Origin of the sequence: Kitasatospora sp. NPDC057223, assembly GCF_042669755.1 — a bacterium.
GTDB lineage: Bacteria > Actinomycetota > Actinomycetes > Streptomycetales > Streptomycetaceae > Kitasatospora.
The window spans coordinates 1-22001 of sequence record NZ_JBHUWW010000076.1; the positions used below are offsets into that span (position 1 = coordinate 1).

Annotated in this window: 18 protein-coding genes and 1 pseudogene; 17 read left to right on the forward strand and 2 right to left on the reverse strand. The window is 73.3% G+C overall.

Features of this window, described 5'->3' with window-relative positions; all coding sequences use genetic code 11:
- Positions 1–43: 43 nt before the first annotated feature.
- The 3 genes from ACFUK0_RS24555 to ACFUK0_RS24565 are packed head-to-tail and all read left to right on the forward strand — an operon-like array spanning position 44 to position 3211.
- Positions 44–1042: an ABC transporter permease gene (locus ACFUK0_RS24555; RefSeq protein WP_380253692.1), complete on the forward strand. Its 999-nt coding sequence runs from the start codon at positions 44–46 to the stop codon at positions 1040–1042.
- The gene (locus ACFUK0_RS24560; protein ID WP_380253694.1) at positions 1039–2127 is read left to right on the forward strand and encodes an ABC transporter ATP-binding protein; all 1089 of its coding nucleotides are present in this window, start codon (positions 1039–1041) and stop codon (positions 2125–2127) included. The genes ACFUK0_RS24555 and ACFUK0_RS24560 overlap by 4 nt, the downstream gene beginning before the upstream one ends.
- Positions 2128–2149: 22 nt before the next feature.
- Entirely contained in the window at positions 2150–3211 is a 1062-nt protein-coding gene (locus tag ACFUK0_RS24565; RefSeq protein WP_380253696.1) for an ABC transporter ATP-binding protein, read from the forward strand.
- An 18-nt stretch (positions 3212–3229) separates the two neighbouring features.
- Here ACFUK0_RS24565 and ACFUK0_RS24570 read toward each other — a convergent pair whose 3' ends face one another.
- Positions 3230–3583, reverse strand: a complete 354-nt coding sequence (locus ACFUK0_RS24570) for a VOC family protein (RefSeq protein WP_380253698.1) — start codon at positions 3581–3583, stop codon at positions 3230–3232.
- Positions 3584–3732: 149 nt separating this feature from the next.
- Here ACFUK0_RS24570 and ACFUK0_RS24575 point away from each other — a divergent pair, with 149 nt between their 5' ends.
- A complete protein-coding gene (locus tag ACFUK0_RS24575) occupies positions 3733–4392 on the forward strand; it encodes a trimeric intracellular cation channel family protein (protein ID WP_380253700.1) in 660 nt (219 codons plus the stop codon).
- On the opposite strand, the gene ACFUK0_RS24580 is transcribed toward ACFUK0_RS24575, so the two are convergent.
- Positions 4328–5155 carry an IclR family transcriptional regulator gene (locus tag ACFUK0_RS24580; protein ID WP_380253702.1) on the reverse strand — a complete coding sequence of 276 codons (828 nt, stop codon included), beginning with the start codon at positions 5153–5155 and terminating at the stop codon, positions 4328–4330. The genes ACFUK0_RS24575 and ACFUK0_RS24580 overlap by 65 nt on opposite strands.
- A gap of 179 nt (positions 5156–5334) precedes the next feature.
- Here ACFUK0_RS24580 and ACFUK0_RS24585 point away from each other — a divergent pair, with 179 nt between their 5' ends.
- The 13 genes and pseudogenes from ACFUK0_RS24585 (at position 5335) to ACFUK0_RS24645 (ending at position 21970) form a co-directional block, all read left to right on the forward strand.
- Positions 5335–6519: a cysteine desulfurase family protein gene (locus tag ACFUK0_RS24585; RefSeq protein ID WP_380253704.1), complete on the forward strand. Its 1185-nt coding sequence runs from the start codon at positions 5335–5337 to the stop codon at positions 6517–6519.
- 73 nt (positions 6520–6592) lie between these two features.
- Positions 6593–7747, forward strand: coding sequence for a tRNA 2-thiouridine(34) synthase MnmA (gene mnmA / locus ACFUK0_RS24590; RefSeq protein ID WP_380253706.1), 1155 nt, complete (start codon positions 6593–6595; stop codon positions 7745–7747).
- Between the two features lie 44 nt (positions 7748–7791).
- The gene (locus ACFUK0_RS24595) at positions 7792–8343 is read left to right on the forward strand and encodes a TIGR00730 family Rossman fold protein (RefSeq protein ID WP_380253708.1); all 552 of its coding nucleotides are present in this window, start codon (positions 7792–7794) and stop codon (positions 8341–8343) included.
- Complete coding sequence (locus ACFUK0_RS24600; RefSeq protein WP_380253710.1) at positions 8336–9025, forward strand: SDR family oxidoreductase; 690 nt, start codon at positions 8336–8338, stop codon at positions 9023–9025. The genes ACFUK0_RS24595 and ACFUK0_RS24600 overlap by 8 nt, the downstream gene beginning before the upstream one ends.
- A 28-nt stretch (positions 9026–9053) precedes the next feature.
- A complete protein-coding gene (locus ACFUK0_RS24605) occupies positions 9054–10064 on the forward strand; it encodes a methionine synthase (RefSeq protein WP_380253712.1) in 1011 nt (336 codons plus the stop codon).
- 18 nt (positions 10065–10082) lie between these two features.
- Positions 10083–12419 carry an NAD-dependent DNA ligase LigA gene (gene ligA / locus ACFUK0_RS24610; RefSeq protein ID WP_380253714.1) on the forward strand — a complete coding sequence of 779 codons (2337 nt, stop codon included), beginning with the start codon at positions 10083–10085 and terminating at the stop codon, positions 12417–12419.
- 355 nt (positions 12420–12774) lie between these two features.
- Positions 12775–14457, forward strand: a pseudogene (locus tag ACFUK0_RS24615) (putative bifunctional diguanylate cyclase/phosphodiesterase); the annotation flags it as partial.
- A gap of 195 nt (positions 14458–14652) precedes the next feature.
- Positions 14653–14949 (forward strand): Asp-tRNA(Asn)/Glu-tRNA(Gln) amidotransferase subunit GatC, encoded by a 297-nt coding sequence (gatC, locus tag ACFUK0_RS24620; protein ID WP_380253716.1) that lies wholly within the window; start codon positions 14653–14655, stop codon positions 14947–14949.
- 4 nt (positions 14950–14953) lie between these two features.
- Positions 14954–16447 (forward strand): Asp-tRNA(Asn)/Glu-tRNA(Gln) amidotransferase subunit GatA, encoded by a 1494-nt coding sequence (gene gatA, locus ACFUK0_RS24625; protein WP_380253718.1) that lies wholly within the window; start codon positions 14954–14956, stop codon positions 16445–16447.
- Positions 16444–16683 carry a hypothetical protein gene (locus ACFUK0_RS24630; protein WP_380253720.1) on the forward strand — a complete coding sequence of 80 codons (240 nt, stop codon included), beginning with the start codon at positions 16444–16446 and terminating at the stop codon, positions 16681–16683. Before gatA ends, ACFUK0_RS24630 begins: the two co-directional genes overlap by 4 nt.
- A gap of 79 nt (positions 16684–16762) precedes the next feature.
- A complete protein-coding gene (gene gatB / locus ACFUK0_RS24635; protein WP_380253722.1) occupies positions 16763–18268 on the forward strand; it encodes an Asp-tRNA(Asn)/Glu-tRNA(Gln) amidotransferase subunit GatB in 1506 nt (501 codons plus the stop codon).
- 301 nt (positions 18269–18569) lie between these two features.
- A complete protein-coding gene (locus ACFUK0_RS24640) occupies positions 18570–18776 on the forward strand; it encodes a hypothetical protein (RefSeq protein WP_380253724.1) in 207 nt (68 codons plus the stop codon).
- Between the two features lie 131 nt (positions 18777–18907).
- A complete protein-coding gene (locus tag ACFUK0_RS24645) occupies positions 18908–21970 on the forward strand; it encodes an AAA family ATPase (protein WP_380253726.1) in 3063 nt (1020 codons plus the stop codon).
- The last annotated feature ends 31 nt before the right edge of the window (positions 21971–22001 follow it).

Genomic DNA, 22001 nt, shown 5'->3' on the forward strand with positions numbered 1-22001 from the left:
CCCCACGAGGGGGCCCGGCCGGCCACCGGCGGCGCCGGCCGCAGTGCTCGTGTATCTCATCCGACGGCTCGTCAACGTCGTCGCCATGCTGCTGGTGGTCTCCGCGGTCACCTTCGGCATCTTCTTCATGGTGCCGAAAATCACCGGCAGCGACCCCGCGCTGCTCTATGTCGGCAAGATCGCGGACAAGGCGGCGATCGAGGGCATCAGGCACAAGATGGGCCTGGACAAGTCGATCATCGAGCAGTACTTCCTGTTCCTGAAGGGCATCTTCGCCGGCCGGGACTACAGCACCGGGGTCGACGTCACCCACTGCTCGGCCCCCTGCCTCGGGTACTCGTTCAAGACCGAGCGGGCCGTCTGGCCCGTCCTGCTCGACCGCCTCGGCGTCACCGCCTCGCTCGCCTTCGGCGCGGCCGTGCTGTGGCTGCTCTTCGGCACCGCGACCGGCGTCATCTCCGCGCTGCGCCGCCGCACCCTGCTGGACCGGCTCACCATGACCACCGCGCTCGCCGGCGTCTCGCTGCCGATCTACTTCACCGGCATGCTCGCCAGCGCGGTCTTCGTCTACCAGCTCGGCTGGTTCCCGCACGACTACGTGGCGCTGACCGACGACCCGGTGGCCTGGGTGCAGAACCTCGCCCTCCCGTGGGTCACCCTGGCGTTCCTCTACGCCGCGACCTACGCCCGGCTCACCCGCGCCACCCTGCTCGACGTCCTCGGCGAGGACTACATCCGCACCGCCCGGGCCAAGGGCCTCGGCGAGCGGACGGTCATCGGCAAGCACGCCCTGCGCTCCACCCTCACCCCGATCCTGACCGTCTTCGGCATGGACCTCGGCGGGCTCATCGGCGGCGCGGTGCTCACCGAGACCACCTTCAACTTCCGCGGTCTCGGGTACGAGGCGGTCGCCGCCATCAGCGGCAGCGACCTCCCGGTGATCATGGGCGTGACCCTGTTCGCCGGCTTCTTCATCATCCTGGCCAACCTGCTGGTTGACCTGCTGTACGCCGTTGTCGATCCTCGGGTGAGGCTGACATGAGCAAGACCCAGACCCAGACCCAGGACCGGCTCCGCAAGGACGCCGCCGCACCCGAGGCCTTCCTCGCCGTCCGCGGCCTCAAGGTGCACTTCCCGACCGACGACGGCCTGGTGAAGTCCGTGGACGGCCTCGACTTCACGCTGGAGAAGGGCCAGACCCTCGGCATCGTCGGCGAGTCCGGCTCCGGCAAGTCCGTCACCTCGCTGTCGATCATGGGCCTGCACCGCACCGGCACCAAGCGCGGCGCCCCGCAGATCTCCGGCGAGGTCTGGCTGGACGGCGAGGAGCTGATCGGCGCCTCGCCGGAGAAGGTCCGCCGGCTGCGCGGCCAGAAGATGGCCATGATCTTCCAGGACCCGCTGACCGCGATGCACCCGTACTACACGGTGGGCGCGCAGATCGTCGAGGGCTACCGGGCGCACCACCCCGGCGCCAGCCGGAAGGACGCCCGCAGGCGGGCCGTCGAGATGCTCGACCGGGTCGGCATCCCGCAGCCCGACAAGCGGATCGACGCCTACCCGCACGAGTTCTCCGGCGGCATGCGCCAGCGCGCGATGATCGCCATGGCCCTGGTCAACGACCCGTCCCTGCTGATCGCCGACGAGCCCACCACCGCCCTGGACGTCACCGTCCAGGCGCAGATCCTGGACCTGATCCGCGACCTCCAGCAGGAGTTCGGCTCGGCCGTCATCATCATCACCCACGACCTCGGGGTGGTCGCCGAACTCGCCGACGACATCCTGGTGATGTACGGCGGCAAGTGCATCGAACGCGGCCCTGCGGCAACGCTGTTCGACTCGCCCGAGCACCCCTACACCTGGGGCCTGCTCGGCTCGATGCCCCGGCTGGACCGCGAGCTCCAGGACCGGCTGATCCCCGTCAAGGGCACCCCGCCGAGCCTGATCAACGTGCCCTCCGGCTGCGCCTTCCACCCGCGCTGCCCGTATGCCGGCCTCACCGGCGGACGCTCGACGACCGAGGTGCCGCTGCTGGCCGAGGCGGCCCCCGGCCACCTCGCCGCCTGCCACCTGCCGGCCGCCGACCGGCACCGGATCTTCGCCGACGAGATCGCGCCCCGGCTGTGAACCACGTTTCAGGAGAACTCTCATGACGGACACTCAGGTAGCGGCGATCCCGTCACCGGCGCCCGCCTCCGACCGCGAACCGCTGCTCAGGGTCACCGGGCTCACCAAGCACTTCCCGATCACCAAGGGCCTGCTGCGCCGGCAGTCCGGCGCCGTCCGCGCGGTCGACGGCATCGACTTCAGCGTCAACGCGGGGGAGACCCTCGGCGTGGTCGGCGAGTCGGGCTGCGGCAAGTCGACGATGGGCCGGCTGGTCACCCGGCTCGACGAGCCGACCGCCGGCACGGTCGAGTTCGAGGGCACCGACATCACCCACCTGGGCGTCGGGGCGATGCGGCCGCTGCGCCGCGACATCCAGATGATCTTCCAGGACCCGTACTCCTCGCTGAACCCCCGGCACACCGTCGGCACCATCGTCGGTGCGCCGTTCCGGCTCCAGAAGGTGAAGACCGAGGGCGGCGTCAAGAAGGCCGTCCAGGAGCTGCTGGAGCTGTGCGGCCTCAGCCCCGAGCACTACAACCGCTACCCGCACGAGTTCTCCGGCGGGCAGCGCCAGCGCATCGGCATCGCCCGCGCGCTCGCGCTGCGGCCGAAGATGATCGTCGCGGACGAGCCGGTCTCGGCCCTGGACGTCTCGATCCAGGCCCAGGTGGTGAACCTGCTGGACGACCTCCAGAAGGAGCTCGGCCTGACCTACCTGATCATCGCGCACGACCTCTCGGTGGTCCGGCACGTCTCGGACCGGGTCGCGGTGATGTACCTCGGCAAGATCGTCGAGATCGCCGACCGGGACTCCCTCTACAGGAGCCCGATGCACCCCTACACCAACGCGCTGATGTCGGCCGTCCCGGTGCCGGACCCGCGGCGCAAGGAGCAGCGCCAGCGGATCCGGCTCACCGGCGACGTCCCCTCCCCGATCAACCCGCCCAGCGGCTGCCGGTTCCGCACCCGCTGCTGGAAGGCCGCCGACGTCTGCGCCTCCCAGGAGCCGCCGCTGGTCGCCCTGAAGTCGGGCCACCAGGTCGCCTGCCACTTCCCCGAGAACTCCCCGGGGCAGGGCGCCGAGGCGCTCCCGCAGGCCTGAGCCGGGCGCCCGCCGCCGTCAGTGGCGGGCGCTCAGCACGCAGAACTCGTTGCCCTCCGGGTCGGCGAGCACGACCCACGACTGCTCGCCCTGGCCGACGTCCGCACGGCGGGCGCCGAGCGCGAGCAGCCGGTCCACCTCGGCGGCCTGGCCGGTCTCCGGGCGGAAGTCCAGGTGCAGACGGTTCTTCACCACCCGGGGGTCGTCCACCCGGATGAAGAGGATGCTGGGCAGCCGCTCGGGGGCGGAGCGGATCTCGAACTCCTCGTCGTCGTCGTCCACCACCACCCAGCCGAGCGCCTCGGCCCACCAACGGCCCAGCGTGACGGGGTCGTTCGCGTCGACGACCACTTGCTCCCAGTGCAGTGTCATGACCCCCACACTATCCGCCGGCGCCCCTGGCCCGCGTGATGACGCCCGGGCGGCGCCGCCGCCCGCGGGCCGGCCGGCCCGCCCGCGCCCGGAGGCGTGTCGGCGGACCGGTGGCGGGGCGGTCCGGCGGCCCGGTGGAGACTGGGCCGGTGACCTCGCAGATCTTCCCCTCCGACGTGCAGCAGACCCTGGACCTGGTCGGCATCTTCGTCTTCGCCCTGTCCGGCGGCCTGCTGGCCGTGCGCAAGAACATGGACATCTTCGGTATCTGTGTGCTCGCCGAGGTCACCGCGCTCGGCGGCGGGGTGATGCGCGACCTGGTGATCGGGGCGACGCCGGTGGCGGCGTTCACCAACCTCGGATACTTCTCGACGCCGCTGGCGGCCGGGCTGGTGGTGTTCTTCCTGCACCCGCAGGTCGAGCGGATCAACCGGAGCGTGCAGACCCTCGACGCGCTCGGGCTCGGACTGTTCTGCGTGACGGGCACGGCGAAGGCGCACGACTTCGGGCTCGGCTCGGTGGCCTCCGTGGCGCTCGGCATGGTGACCGCCGCGGGCGGCGGCGTGATGCGGGACGTGCTGGCGCAGGAGATCCCGTCGCTGCTGCGCTGGGACCGGGAGATCTACGCCGTGCCCGCGCTGATCGGCTCGGCCATGGTGGCCGTGCTGATCGCCTTCGACGACCTGACCGCGGCCACCGGGACGACGGCCGCGCTGACCGCGTTCCTGCTGCGGATGTGCGCGCTCAGGTTCGGGTGGCGTGCGCCGCGGGCTTGGCACCGCAACGGTTCTCGCACCAGCGAGGAGTAGGGGAGCCGCCGTACGCCAGCGAGATCGCCTCGACCGTGCAGAGGAGTTCCGGCAGCAGCCGGGTGAGCACGGCGGCCGGGGCCACGTCGGCGGGCGCGGAGATGGCGCAGGCGGCGACGGCCCGCCCGCCGCTGCCGGAGATCGGCGCGGCGATGCTGGTCACCGCCTCCTGGTGCTCGCCGCGGTCCATCGCCCAGCCGAGCCGCTTCACGGCCGCGAGGTCGGCGAGCAGCTCCTCGGTCCGCTGCCCGGCGGCGCCCGGCCGCAGGGCGCCGCGGGCCGGCGCGGCGGCGGGCAGGGCCGCGAACTGCTCCTCGGGCAGGTCGGCGAGCAGCACCCGGCCGAGCGCGGTGGCGCTGGCGGGCACCCGGCGGCCGATCCGGGACGCGGAGCCGAGCCAGGAGCCGGGGCTGACGGGGTAGCGGCTCTCCACCTTGTCCAGGTAGACGACCTCGCCGTCCTCCAGCACGGCCAGGTGCACGGTGTGGCCGTACCGCTCGTTGAGGGAGGCCAGGTAGGGCGCCGCGACCTGGCGGACGTCGACCTCCTCCAGGGCCTGCTGGGCCAGTGAGAACAGCCGGCCGCCGAGCCGGTAGCGGTGGTCCGACTGCCGGTGCACGAAACCGTGCGCCTCCAGCGTGCGCAGCAGCCGCAGCGCGGTGGACTTGTGCACGTCGATCGAGCCCGCGGCCTGTTCGAGGGAGGCCGGGCCTTCGCCGAGCGACGCCAGGATGGTCAGTGCGCGGTCGACCGACTGTGACATGGAGCCCCCCTGAGCATCCGGCCGAACCGGGCGTCCGACCGGACCGGGCCCCGTGCGCTGCCGGGCGGACGGTGAACGCCCCGCCGGGACGGTCCCGTTGGTGGCGTCAGGTTAACGACGCGTTGCAGAGGGTGCAATGGCCGAATCGTGACCCGGACGCCCTCTACAATCGACGGGTTATGCCATACCTGGACCATGCGGCGACCACGCCGATGCTGCCCGAGGCGATCGCCGCGATGACGGCGCACCTCGGTGTCGTCGGCAACGCCTCCTCCCTGCACGCGGCCGGCCGTCGAGCCCGGCGGGTGGTCGAGGAGTCCCGGGAGTCGCTGGCGGACGCGCTGGGCGCACGACCGAGCGAGATCGTCCTCACCGGGGGCGGCACCGAGTCGGACAACCTCGCCGTCAAGGGCCTCTTCTGGGCCCGCCGCGACGCCGACCCGGCCCGCACCCGGGTGCTGGCCAGCCCGGTCGAGCACCACGCGGTGCTGGACGCCGTGCACTGGCTCTCCGAGCACGAGGACGCCCGGGTCGAGTACCTGCCGGTCGACGCGTACGGCCGGGTGCACCCCGACGTGCTCCGCGAGGCCATCGAGGCCGACCCGGCCTCGGTCGCCCTGGTCACCGTGATGTGGGCCAACAACGAGGTCGGCACCCTCCAGCCGGTCACCGAACTCGCCGCCGTGGCAGCCGAGTACGGCATCCCGATGCACGCCGACGCGGTGCAGGCGCTCGGCCAGGTGCCGGTCTCCTTCGCCGAGTCGGGCCTGACCGCGCTGACCATCACCGGCCACAAGATCGGCGGCCCGTTCGGCATCGGCGCCCTGCTGCTCTCCCGCGGCGCGACCCCGGTGCCGCTGCTGCACGGCGGCGGCCAGGAGCGCGACGTCCGCTCCGGCACCCTGGACGCCCCCGCCGCCGCCGGGTTCGCCGCCGCTGCCCGGATCGCCGTCGACCGCCGGGCCGAACACTCCGCCATGGTCGCCGGCCTGCGCGACGAGCTGATCGCCTCGGTGCTCGCCGTCGTCCCCGACGCGCTGCTCAACGGTGACCCGGCGCCCGAGGGCCGGCTGCCCGCCAACGCGCACTTCTCCTTCCCCGGCTGCGAGGGCGACGCCCTGCTGATGCTGCTGGACGCCCAGGGCATCGAGTGCTCGACCGGCTCGGCCTGCTCGGCCGGCGTGCCGCAGCCCAGCCACGTCCTGCTGGCGATGGGTGTCGACCCGGTGCTGGCCCGGGCCTCCCTGCGGTTCTCGCTCGGCCACACCTCGGTCGCGGCGGACGTCACGGCGCTCACCGCGGCGCTGGAGCCGGCCGTGCGGCGGGCCCGCAACGCCGGTCTCGCGGCCGCCGCCCGGCGCTGACGGCCGGGGCCGCCGCGGCGCCCGGGAATTGCCTGCGGACCGCGCGCGGCGAGCACGTACTCTTGGAGGCATCATGACTGACTTCCCGGGTGCCCCCACTGGTCCGAAGCCGATCGACGCGGCGGGCGGCCGCCGCCTGCGCGTGCTGGCCGCGATGTCCGGCGGCGTCGACTCCGCCGTCGCCGCCGCCCGCGCCGCCGAAGCGGGCCACGAAGTGACCGGCGTGCACCTGGCGCTGTCCGCCAACCCGCAGTCCTTCCGGACGGGCGCCCGCGGCTGCTGCACCGTCGAGGACTCCCGCGACGCCCGCCGGGCCGCCGACGTGATCGGCATCCCGTTCTACGTGTGGGACCTCGCCGAGCGCTTCCGCGAGGACGTCATCGACGACTTCGTCGCCGAGTACGCGGCCGGCCGCACCCCCAACCCGTGCCTGCGCTGCAACGAGAAGATCAAGTTCGCGGCGCTGCTGGACCGTGCGATCGCGCTCGGCTTCGACGCCGTCTGCACCGGCCACTACGCCCGGATCGTCGACCTGCCCACCGGCGAGCGGGAGTTGCACCGCGCCGTCGACATGGCCAAGGACCAGAGCTACGTCCTCGGCGTGCTCGACGCCGACCAACTGGCCCACTCGCTCTTCCCGCTCGGCGACACCACCAAGGACGCCATCCGCGAGGAGGCCGAGCGCCGCGGCCTCGCCGTCGCCAAGAAGCCCGACAGCCACGACATCTGCTTCATCGCCGACGGCGACACCCAGGGCTTCCTCGCCAAGCACCTCGGCACCGCCCCCGGCGACATCGTCGACACCGACGGCAACACCGTCGGCGAGCACGACGGCGCCTACGGCTTCACCATCGGCCAGCGCAAGGGTCTGCGGATCGGCCGCCCCGCCGCCGACGGCAAGCCGCGCTACGTGCTGGACATCTCCCCGGTGAACAACACCGTCACCGTCGGCCCCGTCGAGGGCCTGGACGTGCTCTCGCTCACCGCGATCCGCCCGCGCTGGTGCGGCACCGCCCCCGGCGCCGACGGCCGCTACACGGCCCAGCTGCGCGCCCACGGCGAGGAGGTCCCGGTGACCGCCACGCTGGCCGACGGCGAGCTGCGGGTCGAGCTGGACACCCCCGCCCGGGGCATCGCGCCCGGCCAGGCCGTGGTGCTCTACGACGGCACCCGGGTGGTCGGCTCCGCCACCATCGCCGCCACCGGCCGCCGGGCCGTCCCGGCGTAACTCCGGTGATCGGGGCCCGGGCCCCGTGGTAGACCTTGGGCATCATGAATATCTGCGTCTTCTGCTCCGCGTACTCGCTCGACGAGCGCTACACCGAACCCGCCGCCGACTTCGCCCGCCTCCTCGGCGAGCGCGGCCACACCCTGGTCTGGGGCGGCTCGCACGCCGGCCTGATGGGCCTGCTCGCCGACGGGGTCAAGGAGGCCGGCGGGCGGCTGGTCGGGGTGTCCGTCGAGTTCCTCGCCCACAAGACGTACGAGGGCGCCGACGAGATCGTGATGACCCGCGACCTCGCCGAGCGCAAGGCCCAGCTGCTGATGCGCGCGGACGCCGTGGTCGTCCTGGTCGGCGGCCTCGGCACGCTGGACGAGGTGACCGAGGTGCTGGAGCTCAAGAAGCACGCCCTGCACGACAAGCCGGTCGTGGTGCTCGACACCGACGGCTTCTACGAGGGCCTGCAGACCCAGCTCCGGCGGATGGACCAGGAGGGCTTCCTGCCCCGACGGCTCGCCGAGCTGATCACCTTCACCGACGATCCGGCCGAGGTCTTCACCCACCTCGAAGCCCGCGCCCGAAAGGCCACCGACCATGGGTAACCACCTGATCACCGGTGCCGGCTCCGGCATCGGCGCCGTCGTCGCCGCGCGCCTCGCCGAGCGCGGCGAGAACCTCTGGCTGTTCGCCCGCAGCGCCCGGCGCGCCGCCGAACTGCGCGAGCGCTTCCCCGGAGCCCGCACCCTGGTCGCCGACCTCGCCGACCCGGCCCGGCTCTCCTGGACGCTCGGCCAGCAGGAACTGCCGGTCGAGATCGACTCCCTGCTGCACATCGCCGGCGTGGTCCACCTCGGCCAGATCGGCGACCTGCCGGTCAAGGCCTGGCAGGAGCAGCTGAACGTCAACCTGGTCTCCCCGGCCGAGCTGACCCGCCTGGTGCTGCCGTCCGTGCGGCTCGTCCGCGGCCACGTGGTCTTCGTCAACTCCGGTGCCGGCCTCACCGCGCACGCCGAGTGGGGCGGCTACGCGGCCAGCAAGTTCGGCCTGCGGGCGGTCGCCGACGCGCTGCGCGCCGAGGAGCACGCCCACGGTGTCCGGGTGACCTCCGTCTACCCCGGCCGCACCGCCACCATGATGCAGGTCAAGGTGCACCAGCAGGAGGGCAAGGAGTACGACCCGGAGCGCTGGATCACCCCCGAGTCGGTGGCCACCGCGATCCTGACGGCGCTCGACCTGCCGCGCGACGCCGAGATCACCGACATCACGGTCCGTCCCGGCAAGTAGCCGGGCCGGGAGACCATAGTCTTCCGGGGTGACCACCGAACCCGCCTTCCCCGACCTGCACGGCGCCGCGACCGGCGTCGGCTCGATGCCCGGCACCGATGCGCGGGAGGCCGCCCGGACCGCGGTCGGCGCGCTGGAGCAGCTCCCGTACCTGCCGGAGCTGCCCGCGCGCGGGCCCGGCGCCGACATGATCGGCCGCGGCGCCGGTCTGCTGGTCGAGCTGTTCGCGCACACCGAGCCCAGCGGCTGGCGCTTCGCCGACCGGCCCGGGCGCGACACCCGGCGGGCGCACTCCTGGCTCGGCGAGGACCTGGACGCCCTGGAGGAGTTCACCCAGGGGTACCGGGGCGCGCTGAAGGTGCAGGCCGTCGGCCCGTGGACGCTCGCCGCGTCGATCGAGCTCAGGAACGGCGAGAAGGCGCTGCGCGACCCGGGCGCCCGCCGGGGCATCGCGGACTCGCTCACCGAGGGCCTGCGCCGCCACCTGGAGGACGTCCGCCGCCGCATCCCCGGCGCGCAGGTCGTGCTGCAGCTGGACGAGCCCTCGCTGCCCGCCGTCCTGGCCGGCGCGGTGAAGACCGCGAGCGGCTTCCAGCGGCTGCGTTCGGTCGACCGGCAGGTCGCCGAGGAGGGACTGCGGAGCGTGATCGGCAAGCTGGACGTGCCGGTGGTGGTGCACTGCTGCGCGCCCGGCGTGCCGATCCCGCTGCTGCGCCGCGCCGGAGTCGCCGGGGTGTCGCTGGACTTCTCGCTGCTGACGGAGCGTGATGACGACGATCTCGGCGAGGCGGTGGAGGCCGGCACCCGGATCCTCGCCGGTGTGGTGCCCTCCACCGACGAAGGATTGTCGGACCCTGCCGGTAGTGTCCAGGGTGTCAGGACGTTGTGGCGCAGGCTCGGGCTGGATCCGGAACTGCTGGGCCGCCGGGTGCTGGTGACGCCGACCTGCGGTCTGGCCGGGGCGAGCCCGGACTACGCGCGCAGGGCGCTGTCACTCAGTGTGAAGGCGGCGCAGAGTCTGGTCGACAACCCGGAGTGAGACGGTAGGAGGCGGACGGTGGCGGCTGTCGAGGGCTGGGAGGAGATCCCGGTGGAGGTGCGGGAGCGGCACGCCGCGCTGGCGGCCGAGATCGAGGGCCACCGCGTGCGGTACTACGAGCAGGACGCACCGGTCGTCAGCGACGCCGAGTTCGACCTGCTGATGCGCGCGCTGGAGGCCGTCGAGGCCGAGCACCCGGCGCTCGTCACCCCCGACTCTCCCACCCAGAAGGTCGGCGGCGCGGCGGCCGAGGGCTTCACCAAGGTCGAGCACCGCGAGCGGCTGCTCAGCCTGGACAACGCGATGGACGACGAGGAGCTGTCCGCCTGGGCCGAGCGGGTCGCCCGCGAGCTGGACGGCCTGGACTACCACTACCTCTGCGAGCTCAAGGTCGACGGCCTGGCCGTCAACCTCACGTACGAGAACGGCGTGCTGGTGCTGGCCGCGACCCGCGGCACCGGCCGGGTCGGCGAGGACATCACCGCCAACGTCCGCACCATCAAGGAGATCCCGCACCGGCTCAAGGGCGACGACATCCCGGAGCTGGTGGAGATCCGCGGCGAGGTCTACCTGCCCACCGAGGCCTTCGCCGAGCTGAACGCCTCACTCGCGGCCGAGAACGAGCGCCGCCGGCTGGAGAACGAGGAGCGCGCCGCGGAGGGCAGGCGCCCGCACGCCCTGGTCAGGCTGTTCGCCAACCCGCGCAACGCCGCCGCCGGCTCGCTGCGGATGAAGGACCCGCTGGTCACGGCGTCGCGCCCGCTGCACATGGTGGTGCACGGCATCGGCGCCCGGGCCGGCTTCGACATCGACTGCCAGTCGCACGCGTACCAGCTGCTGCACGACTGGGGCCTGCCCACCGCTCGGCACAACCGGGTGGTCGGCACGCTGGAGGAGGTCCGCGCCTTCATCAAGCAGTTCGGCGAGCAGCGGCACTCGGTCGAGCACGAGATCGACGGCGTCGTCGTCAAGGTCGACGAGATCGCCCTGCAGGGCCGGCTCGGCGCCACCTCCAAGTCCCCGCGCTGGGCGATCGCCTGGAAGTACCCGCCGGAGGAGGTCACCGCCAAGCTGGCCAGCATCCAGGTCGGCATCGGCCGCACCGGCCGGGCGACGCCGTTCGCGGTGCTCGCCGAGCCGGTCAAGGTGGCCGGCTCGATGGTCCAGTACGCGACGCTGCACAACCAGCAGGTGGTCAAGGCCAAGGGCGTGCTGCTGGGCGACACCGTGGTGCTGCGCAAGGCCGGCGACGTGATCCCCGAGATCCTCGGCCCGGTGGAGGACGTCCGCGACGGCACCGAGCAGGAGTTCGTGATGCCCTCGCACTGCCACGAGTGCGGCACCGAGCTGCGTCCGATGTCCGAGGGCGACATCGACCTGCGCTGTCCCAACGCCCGGTTCTGCCCGGCCCAGGTGCGCGAGCGGATCGCCTACCTCGGCGGCCGCGAGTCCCTGGACATCGACGGCCTCGGGTACGTCGCGGCCACCGCACTGACCCAGCCGCTCGAACCCGCCGAGGCCCCGGTCGGCAACGAGGGCGACATCTTCGGCCTGACGCTGGACCAGCTCCTGCCGATCAAGGTGAAGGTGCGCGACCAGAAGTCCGGCATGCCCAAGCTGGACGACAGGACCGGCAAGGAGAAGGTCATGACCTTCTTCTCCAACCTCAAGGGGGAGCCGAAGAAGTCGGCCACCCTGCTGCTGGAGAACCTGGAGAAGGCCAGGGACCGGCCGCTCTGGCGGTACGTGAACGGCCTCTCGATCCGCCACGTCGGCCCGGTCGCCGCCCGTGCGCTGGCCGCCGAGTTCCGCGACCTGGACCGCGTCTTCGCCGCCACCGAGGAGGAGCTCGCCGCCACCGAGGGCGTCGGCCCGATCATCGCGCGCTCGATCAAGGAGTGGTACGAGGAGGAGTGGCACCGGGAGATCCTGGAGAAGTGGCGGGCCGCCGGGGTGGTCTTCACCGAGGAGGCCGCCGAGGACGAGGGGCCGCGCCCGCTGGAGGGCCTCACCCTCGTCGTCACCGGCACCCTGGCCGGCCACACCAGGGACGGCGCCAAGGAGGCGCTGACCTCGCGCGGCGCCAAGGTCACCGGGTCGGTGTCGAAGAAGACCGACTTCGTGGTGGCCGGCGACAACCCCGGCTCCAAGTACGACAAGGCCGTCCAGCTGAAGCTGCCGGTGCTGGACGACGCGGGCTTCGCCGTCCTGCTGGAGCAGGGCCCGCAGGCCGCGCGCGGCTACCTCGGGCTCCCGGAGCCTTCGGAGGATCCCGCGCCCGAGCCCGCCGCCGAGCCCCTCGCCGAGCCCGCCACTGACCCCGCCGACCCCGCCGAGGAGCCCGCCGGGGCCTGACGGCCCGTCCCGTTACCGCCTTGATGCACCGTCACTCTGCCCCCGGGAGGGGAAAGGGGGCATTCTGTCACTGTGCCCGACCGCACATCAGTGGCGTATTCCCGGTTGCCCGAAACTCTGCCCTTCCGGTGGGCCCCGGCTTACCCTGGTGGCCGACAGAGTGTCAGCAGGGGTGGGGGCGCCGGCTGAGCCGGTCTCCGCGGGGCCTCTCCATGCCCGGCAGCTGCCGGCACCGACGTGGTGCCTCACCGTAAAGCGGCCTGATTCGGGGCGGGCCCGACGGAGGACAGGGCTTATGGATCGTACGACCGGCGGCACGCCCACACGCCCGCCACAGGGGGTGGCAGGTGCGGTCCTGCTGCTCGGGGTGGTGCTGGCCGGGGCCGCGCCGCTCATCCCGCTCGCCGTCCTGGTCTACCGCTACGAACCGGAGCTCCTTCCGCTGTTCGCGGTGCCGCTGGCGGTGCTCGTCGCGGCCTGGCGGATCGCCCGGGACCGCGCGCGCGACCAGCTCACCGACCCGCTGACCGACCTGCCGAACCGTCACGCGCTGCTGCTGGCCGCCCAGGAGTCGATCGCGGACCACGGTGACGACTACAGCGTCGGGCTGATCCTGCTCGACCTCGACCGGTTCCGCTCGCTCAACGACACCCTCGGGCACACCGCCGGCGACCGGCTGCTGGTGCACATCGCCCGCCGCCTGCACCGGGCACTGCGCCCGGGCGCGCTGAGCGGTCACGGCGGCGAGTCCGTCGAGGACGTGTTCGCCGCACTGGCGCCCGCGGCCGAGGGCAGCCGGCGGCCGGTGGTGGCCAGGATGGGCGGCGACGAGTTCGCCGTCCTGGTGCCCGGCGTCGGCTGCCCGGACACCCTGGAGCGGATCGCCAGGACCCTGATGGCCGAGCTGGCGGCGCCGATCCGGCTGGACGGCCTGCTGCTCGTCCTGGAGGCCAGCGCCGGCGTCTGCGTCTACCCGGAGCACGCCCAGGACGCGGAGTCGCTGCTGCGCCGGGCCGATGTCGCGATGGGCCACGCCCAGCGCGGCCGCAGCGGCGTCGAGCGCTACAACGAGACCCAGGACGCCGACACGCCGTACCGGATCGGGCTGCTCGGCGATCTGCGCCGGGCGCTGGAGACCGGTGAGGTGCAGCTGCACTACCAGCCGAAGGTGGCCTTCGACGGCCGGGTGGTCGGCCTGGAGGCGCTGCTGCGCTGGGAGCGGCCCGGCCAGGGCCGGGTCTCGCCGGACGAGTTCGTCGGGCTCGCCGAGTCCAGCGGCCTGATGCCCCGGCTGACCGACTACGTCCTGGAGGCGGCGGTCGGCCAGCTCGCGCTCTGGCGCGCGCAGGGCCTCCAGGTGCAGGTCGCGGTCAACGTCTCGCCGCGCGACGTGCTCAACCCGGGCTTCGCCCAGCGGGTCGCCGGGCACCTGGTGCGGCACGGCGTCCCCGCCCACGCCCTGCAGCTGGAGATCACCGAGCGGCTGCTGCTGGACGACTCCCGGCGGGCCGCCGACACCCTCGCCGAGCTGCGCGGCTACGGCGTCGGCATGTCGCTGGACGACTTCGGCACCGGCCACTCCTCGCTGGTGCGGCTGCGCAGCCTGCCGGTCGGCGAGCTGAAGATCGACCGCTCCTTCGTCTCCCGGATGGTCGCGGACGACCACGACGCGGCGGTGGTCCGCTGCTCGGTCGAACTGGCCCACTCGCTCGGGCTGACGGTGGTCGCCGAGGGCGTCGAGGACGACGAGACCTGGGAGCGCCTGCACGCGATGGGGGTGGACGCCGTCCAGGGGTGGCTGGTCTCCGCCGCGCTGCCCGCCGACCAGGCCACCGCCTGGCTGCGGGTGCACCGGATCGGCGCGCCGCCGGCCGAGCGGATGGCGCCGCCCTCGCTGGCCTGCGGCATGCCGATCAGCCTCGCGGCCGGCCTGCCCTCGGTCCTGCCCGCGGCGCTGCCGCCGGCCCGGTCCGGGCAGCCCGTCCAGCCGCCGCAGCCCGTGCAGGCGGAGGTCACCGCGCCCGTCGTCCCGCAGTAGGGGCGGCGCGGCGGCGAGCGGCCGGGCCGCCGCGAGGTATTGACGTGGCCGGTGCCCGGGTGGTGCCCCATAGGATGGGGCTCACAGACCACGAGGACGGCTGGGTCGCGCGGCGGTGCCGCCGGCTCACCGCCCGGCCGGGCCCCGCCTCGACGCGGAGCCCGGCTCACCAGAACTCACCTTGAGGATCGCTGCATGCCTGGCATCACGCGCGAGGAGGTCGCCCACCTCGCCCGGCTGTCGCGTCTTGAGTTGCAGGCCGAAGAGCTGGACCACTTCGCCGAGCAGCTCGACGTGATCATCGGCGCGGTCGCCCGCGTTTCCGAGGTCGCCGGACTGGACGTCCCGCCGACCTCCCACCCGCTGCCGCTGACCAACGTCATGCGCGCGGACGAGGTACGGCCCTCGCTCACCCCGGCCGAGGCGCTGGCCGGCGCACCGGCCGCCGAGGAGCAGCGATTCCGCGTGCCGCAGATCCTGGGGGAGGACTAATCCCATGACCGACCTCATCCGCTACACGGCCGCCGAGACCGCCGCCGCGATCGCCAAGGGCGACGTCAGCGCCGTCGAGGTGGCCCAGGCGCACCTGGACCGGATCGACGCCGTCGACAAGAAGGTCAACGCCTTCCTGCACGTGGACACCGAGGGCGCGCTCGGCGCCGCCCGCGCGGTGGACGCGAAGCGCGCCAAGGGCGAGGAGCTCGGCCCGCTGGCCGGCGTGCCGCTCGCGCTCAAGGACGTCTTCACCACCAAGGGCGTCCCGACCACGGCCGGCTCCAAGATCCTCGAAGGCTGGGTGCCGCCGTACGACGCGACGCTGACCGGCCGTCTGAAGGACGCCGGCGTCGTCATCCTCGGCAAGACCAACATGGACGAGTTCGCCATGGGGTCCTCCACCGAGAACAGCGCCTACGGCCCGACCGGCAACCCGTGGGACCTCTCCCGCATCCCCGGCGGCTCCGGCGGCGGCTCGGCCGCCGCGCTGGCCGCCTTCGAGGCCCCGCTCGCCATCGGCACCGACACCGGCGGCTCGATCCGCCAGCCCGGCGCCGTCACCGGCACGGTCGGCGTCAAGCCGACGTACGGCTCGGTCTCCCGGTACGGCCTGATCGCGTTCTCGTCCTCGCTGGACCAGGGCGGCCCGTGCGCCCGCACGGTGCTCGACACCGCGCTGCTGCACGAGGCCATCGCCGGGTACGACCCGCTCGACTCCACCTCGATCAACGCGCCCGTCCCGGCCGTGGTCGAGGCCGCGAAGCTGCGCGACGTGCGCGGCATGCGGATCGGCGTCGTCAAGGAGTTCGCCGGCGAGGGCTACCAGGCCGGCGTGATGCAGCGGTTCAACGAGTCGGTGGAGCTGCTGCGCGAGCTGGGCGCGGAGGTCGTCGAGGTCTCCTGCCCGTCCTTCACCCTGGCGATGCCCGCCTACTACCTGATCGCGCCGAGCGAGGCCTCCTCCAACCTGGCCCGCTTCGACGCCATGCGCTACGGCCTGCGGGTCGGCGACGACGGCACCCGCTCCGCCGAGGAGGTCACCGCGCTCACCCGCGAGGCCGGCTTCGGCGCCGAGGTGAAGCGCCGCATCATCCTGGGCACGTACGCGCTGTCCTCGGGCTACTACGACGCCTACTACGGCTCGGCGCAGAAGGTCCGCACGCTCATCTCGCGGGACTTCGACGCGGCCTTCGCCGGCGTGGACGTGCTGGTCTCCCCGACCACGCCGACCACCGCCTTCCCGATCGGCGAGCGCGCCGACGACCCGCTGGCCATGTACCTGGCGGACCTGTGCACGATTCCGTCCAACCTCGCGGGCAACGCGGCCATGTCGCTGCCCTGCGGGCTCGCGCCGGAGGACAATCTCCCGGTCGGCCTGCAGATCATCGCACCCGCGATGGCGGACGACCGCCTGTACCGCGTGGGCGGCGCCGTGGAGGCCGCGCTCAACGACAAGTGGGGGCACACCCTGCTGGAGGAGGCACCGGCACTGTGAGCAGCATCGCGAAGGCCAAAGGCTTCAAGCACTCGAAGCCCGGGCTCTGGCTGTCCCTGGGGACCACCGCGTTCGGTGCGATCTCGATCGCGAAGGACGTCCGGAAGGCCCACGGCGAGCACGACAACCTGAAGCTGATCAACGCCGTGGTCGGTGCCCTGGCCCTGGTCACCGGCGCAGCCCTGCTGATCCGCGAGCTCAAGCAGCTCGGGGACGACGACGTACTGCTGGGCTGAGAGCCCGCCTGGGCCCGGCCCCCGACACCGGGGGCCGGGCCGGTACCTCCCAAAGACTTTTTTTAGTGAAGGGGACGCTGTGAGCGTCAGTAACCTGGTCTCCTACGAGGACGCTCTCGCGTCGTACGACCCGGTGATGGGCCTTGAGGTCCACGTCGAACTGGGCACCAAGACCAAGATGTTCTGCGGGTGCTCGACCGAGCTCGGCGCCGAGCCGAACAGCCAGGTCTGCCCGACCTGCCTGGGCCTGCCCGGCTCGCTGCCGGTGGTCAACGCGATCGGCGTCGAGTCGGCGATCAAGATCGGCCTGGCGCTGAACTGCGAGATCGCCGAGTGGTGCCGGTTCGCGCGGAAGAACTACTTCTACCCGGACATGCCGAAGAACTTCCAGACCTCGCAGTACGACGAGCCGATCGCCTTCAACGGCTACCTCGACGTGCAGCTGGAGGACGGCGAGACCTTCCGGGTCGAGATCGAGCGCGCCCACATGGAGGAGGACACCGGCAAGTCCTCGCACATCGGCGGCGCGACCGGCCGCATCCACGGCGCCTCGCACTCGCTCCTCGACTACAACCGGGCCGGCATCCCGCTGATCGAGATCGTCACCAAGCCGATCGAGGGCGCCGGCGTCCGGGCCCCCGAGGTCGCCAAGGCGTACGTCGCCGAGCTGCGCGAGCTGATCAAGGCGCTGGGCGTCTCCGAGGCCCGGATGGACAAGGGTCAGATGCGCTGCGACGTGAACCTGTCGCTGCGCCCGCACGGCCGGGAGAAGTTCGGCACCCGCTCGGAGACCAAGAACGTCAACTCGCTGCGCAGCGTGGAGCGGGCCGCCCGGTTCGAGATCATGCGGCACGCCACCGTCCTCGACGACGGCGGCACCATCGTGCAGGAGACCCGGCACTTCCACGAGGAGGACGGCTCCACCACGGCCGGCCGCATCAAGGACAACGCCGAGGACTACCGCTATTTCCCCGAGCCGGACCTCGTGCCGATCGCCCCGGCCCGCGACTGGGTCGAGGAGCTGCGCGCCGCACAGCCCGAGCTGCCCCGGGTGCGCCGGGCCCGCCTGCAGGGCGAGTGGGGCCTCTCCGACAAGGACATGCAGTCCGTGCTGAACGCCGGCGCGGTCCAGCCGATCCTGGAGACCATCGCCGCCGGCGCCCCCGCCGACCAGGCCCGCAAGTGGTGGATGGGCGAGCTGGCGCGGCGCGCCAACGAGACCGGCACCGACCTCGCCGAGCAGCCGATCACCCCGGCGCAGGTCGCCCGGGTCACCGCGCTGGTCGCCGAGGGCAAGCTGAACGACAAGCTGGCCCGCCAGGTCATCGAGGCCGTGCTGGCCGGCGAGGGCGAGCCGGACGAGGTCGTCGCCGCACGCGGCCTGGCCGTCGTCTCGGACGACTCCGCGCTGGGCGCGGCCGTCGACCAGGCCATCGCGGAGAACGCCGCCATCGCCGACAAGATCCGTGACGGCAAGGTCGCCGCGGTCGGCGCCCTGGTCGGCGCGGTGATGAAGGCCACCCGCGGCCAGGCCGACGCGGCCCGCGTGAAGGACCTCATCCTGGAACGCCTCGGCGCAGCCTGAGTTCTGAGGCCTGAGGCCTGAGGCCTGAGGCCTGAGGCCTGAGTTCTGAGGCCTGAGTTCCGAGGCCTGAGGCCTAAGGCCCCTCCCGGCAGGTCCTTAGGCCGCCCGGCGCGGGCCGTAAGGCAGGAGAGCCCGTACCCACCCCCTCCCGGGGGCGGGTACGGGCTCTCGCGTTGCCCGCGGCCGGTGCTCTAAGGCCTTCGGTGCCCGGAAGATGCGGCAGGCTGCCGATGTGGTGCACCCCCCTGGGCGAGGAGGCTCCTACCCAGAGCGACACACCGGGAAGAGCCGAGGGGACACCATGATCGAGTACGAGTTGATCCAGCAGCGGGCCGTGGAACTGCGGACCCGGGCCGAGCGGGCACGGCTGGTACGGGAGGCCCGGGAGGCGCTGCCCGGCCGGGGCCGGCGGTTCGGCGGCCTGCTCGGCCGGCTGGGCGGGGCGGCGGGCCGGCCCGCCGGCGCCACCGAGCAGGGTCCGGTGACGGCCCGTCTGGGCGAATGCTGACGCTTCGGCACGAATCAGGTGCCGCTGCGAAGAATGAGGGGGAGGCCGCCGTCGGCGCCTCCCCCTCCGGCCGTCCGGGCACCGGGATAAGCACTCGGCCGGGCCCGGATCCCTATGGCATGCTCGGGCCCATGCAGCAGATATCGGTGAGTCCCGTCTTCGTCGGCCGAGGCCCCGAGATCACCGTGCTGGCCTCGGCGCTGCGCCGTGCGGGGGAGGGCAGGCCGCAGGCCGTCCTGATCGGCGGGGAGGCCGGCGTCGGCAAGACCCGGCTGCTGGAGGAGTTCCTGCAGCAGTCCTGTGAGGGGGCCGGCACCGACAGCGTGGTCAGCACGCTCGGCAGCTGCCCGGAGATCGGCGCCGAGGGCCTGCCGTACGCTCCGCTGGTCACCGCGCTGCGCCGGCTGCACCGCACGCTGGGCGCCGAACTGGAGGCCGCCGCCGCCGGGATGGAGGGCCATCTCGCCCGGCTGTTCCCCGACTTCGGCGAGCCCGACGGGGAGCCCAACGACGAGTACGGGCGGGCCCATCTCTTCGAGCACACCGCCCGGCTGTTCGAACGGCTCAGCGAGGACCGCACCCTGGTGCTCGCCCTGGAGGACCTGCACTGGTCCGACCGCTCGACCCGGGAGCTGCTCGCCTACCTGCTCCGCACCCTGCACCGGGCCCGCGTCCTGATCGTCGCCACCTACCGCACCGACGACCTGCACCGCCGTCACCCGCTGCGCCCCTTCCTGGTCGAACTGGAACGGCTGCGCACCGTGCAGCGCCTGGAGCTGGAGCGCTTCGGCCCCGGCGAGGTGGCCGAGCAGCTCGCCGGGATCCTCGGCACCGGCACCCCGGACCGCGAACTGGTCGACCGGATCCACCGCCGCTCCGAGGGCAACCCGTTCTTCGTCGAGGAGCTCGCCACCTCCATCCGGGAGGGCTGCGCGGCCGGGCTCACCGACTCCCTGCGCGACATCCTGCTCGTCCGCGTCGAGGCGCTGCCCGAGGACACCCAGCGGGTCGTGCGGATCGCCGCCGAGGGCGGCTCGTACGTCGAGCACTCGCTGCTCGCCGCCGTCCTCGACGACGGCGAGGAGGCCCTGATCGAGGCGCTGCGCACAGCCGTCGGCGCCAGCATCCTGCGCCCGGACACCGACGGGGACGGCTACCGGTTCCGGCACGCCCTGGTCCGCGAGGCGGTCTCCGACGACCTGCTGCCCGGCGAGCGCCACCGGATCAACCGCCGGTACGCCACCGTGCTGGCGGAGCAGCCCGCGCTGGTCTGCACCGCGGACCGGCCGGCCCGGCTGGCCAACTACTGGTACCACGCGCACGACAGCGCCCGCGCCCTGCCGAGCGCCCTGGACGCGGCCCGTGCCGCCCGCCGGCGCAACGCCTTCGCCGAGCAGCTGCGGATGCTGGAACGCGCCCTGGAGCTCTGGGACCAGGTCTCCGACGAAGTCCTGGAGAACACCCTGCGCCCGTACGACTGGGCCGAGACCTACCCGCCCTGCGGCTGCGGCACGGGCTCCCACGACGACGCGTCCTGCGAGCGGCTGCGGCTGGTCGACGTGCTCGCCGAGGCCGTCGTCGCGGCCCGCCGCAGCGGTGACCGCGAGCGCGGGCTGAGCCTCGCCAAACGGGCGCTGAAGCTGGTGGACGAGGAGCGCAGCCCGGCCCGCGCCGCCTGGTTCCGGATGTACCGCTCGCGGATGCTCGGCCACCTGAACCGGGCCGGCGACGAGGCCGAACTCGCCCATGCGCAGCGGCTGGTCGAGGGTCTGCGGCCGTCCGCCGTGCAGGCCGAGGTGTTCGCGCTGGGCGCGGCGTCCGGCATGCTCAAGAACCCCACCGAGGAGCACATCGCGCTGGCCGAGCGGGCGGTGGAGATCGCCCGCCAGGTCGGCGCGTCCGACGTCGAACAGCACGCGCTGATGACCCTCGGCACCATGCGCAGCGACCTGGAGGACGACCCCGAGGCGGGTGTGCGCCAGCTGGCCGGCGCGGTCGCGGCGACCAGGGCGGCGGCCGGCGCCCCGGACCTGCTGCTGCGCGGCCTCAACAACCTGGCCAGCCTGCTGAATTCACAGGGCCGCTCGCAGGAGGCGGCGGTCTTCGCCCGCGAGGGGCTGGAGGCCGCGGGCAACACCGGGCTGCTGCGCAACACCGGGGCCATCCTGACCGGCAACCTCGCCGAGGCGCTGATCGCCACCGGCCGTGCGGACGAGGCCGCCGAGCTGCTCGCGGCCGCCGAGGCCGAGCGGCCGACCGGCACCCACGCCGAGTTCCTGGACCGGGTGCGCGGCGACCTCGCCCTGATGCGCGGCGACCTGCCGGCCGCCACCCGGCTGCTGGCCCGGGCCCGTTCGGCGCACCGGGTCTGCCAGTTGCAGCACCTGGTGCCGCTCGCCGTGCTGGCGATCCAGGTCGCCGAGCGGGCCGGCCGCCCGCTCGACGCCAGGGCCGAACTGCTCGACATCCTGGATGGTGAACGCCCTTGCCGGGGTGAGTCGTTGCTGCTGCCGCTGCTCGCCGCCGGCGCCCGGGTGGAGGCCGACGCGCGGGGGTTGCCGGCTGTCGATCCGGGCCGCCCCCAGGTGCTGGCCCGGATCGCCGCCGCGGCGGCCGGGCTGTCGCCCAAGGTGCCGCTGCAGGTCGGCTGGGCCCGGCTGCTGGAGGCCGAACTCGCCCGCGCCGAGGGCGCCGACACGCCCGGGCACTGGGCGGCGGCGCTGGACCCGCTGCGAGCGACCGGCCTGCCGTACCCCCTGGTGCTCGCCCTGCTCCGGGCGGCCGCCGCCGAGGCCGCCGCCGGGCACCGGGACGCGGCGGCCGACCTGCTGCGGGAGGCCGGTGACCTGGCCCGCACGCGGGGGGACCGCCACCTGCTGGGTGAGATCGGGGCGCTCGCCGCCCGCGCCGGGATCGACCGCGCGGGCGCGGCCGCCCCGGTGCGCCCCGCGCCCGCTCCGGCGGCCGTCGAGACCCTCGGCCTCACCCCCAGGGAGCGGGACGTCCTGCGGCTGCTGACGCTCGGCCGGACCAACCGGCAGATCGCCGAGGAGCTCTTCATCTCCCCGAAGACCGCGAGCGTGCACGTCTCCAACATCCTCGCCAAGCTGGCGGTGACCGGCCGGGGCGAGGCCGCCGCGGTGGCCCACCGGCTGCGGCTCTTCCCGGACGCGCCGACGCCGGTCGCCGGCTGAGGCACGCCGGGGGCGGTCGGTCACGGCCTCC

Bases quoted from the DNA above. Each gene is read 5' to 3' on its own strand.
- ACFUK0_RS24560 (WP_380253694.1), top strand. From the start codon at position 1,039: ATGAGCAAGACCCAGACCCAGACCCAGGACCGGCTCCGCAAGGACGCC.
- ACFUK0_RS24565 (WP_380253696.1), top strand. From the start codon at position 2,150: ATGACGGACACTCAGGTAGCGGCGATCCCGTCACCGGCGCCCGCCTCC.
- ACFUK0_RS24570 (WP_380253698.1), bottom strand. From the start codon at position 3,583: ATGACACTGCACTGGGAGCAAGTGGTCGTCGACGCGAACGACCCCGTC.
- ACFUK0_RS24580 (WP_380253702.1), bottom strand. From the start codon at position 5,155: ATGTCACAGTCGGTCGACCGCGCACTGACCATCCTGGCGTCGCTCGGC.
- ACFUK0_RS24585 (WP_380253704.1), top strand. From the start codon at position 5,335: ATGCCATACCTGGACCATGCGGCGACCACGCCGATGCTGCCCGAGGCG.
- mnmA (WP_380253706.1), top strand. From the start codon at position 6,593: ATGACTGACTTCCCGGGTGCCCCCACTGGTCCGAAGCCGATCGACGCG.
- ACFUK0_RS24595 (WP_380253708.1), top strand. From the start codon at position 7,792: ATGAATATCTGCGTCTTCTGCTCCGCGTACTCGCTCGACGAGCGCTAC.
- ACFUK0_RS24600 (WP_380253710.1), top strand. From the start codon at position 8,336: ATGGGTAACCACCTGATCACCGGTGCCGGCTCCGGCATCGGCGCCGTC.
- gatC (WP_380253716.1), top strand. From the start codon at position 14,653: ATGCCTGGCATCACGCGCGAGGAGGTCGCCCACCTCGCCCGGCTGTCG.
- gatA (WP_380253718.1), top strand. From the start codon at position 14,954: ATGACCGACCTCATCCGCTACACGGCCGCCGAGACCGCCGCCGCGATC.
- ACFUK0_RS24640 (WP_380253724.1), top strand. From the start codon at position 18,570: ATGATCGAGTACGAGTTGATCCAGCAGCGGGCCGTGGAACTGCGGACC.
- ACFUK0_RS24645 (WP_380253726.1), top strand. From the start codon at position 18,908: ATGCAGCAGATATCGGTGAGTCCCGTCTTCGTCGGCCGAGGCCCCGAG.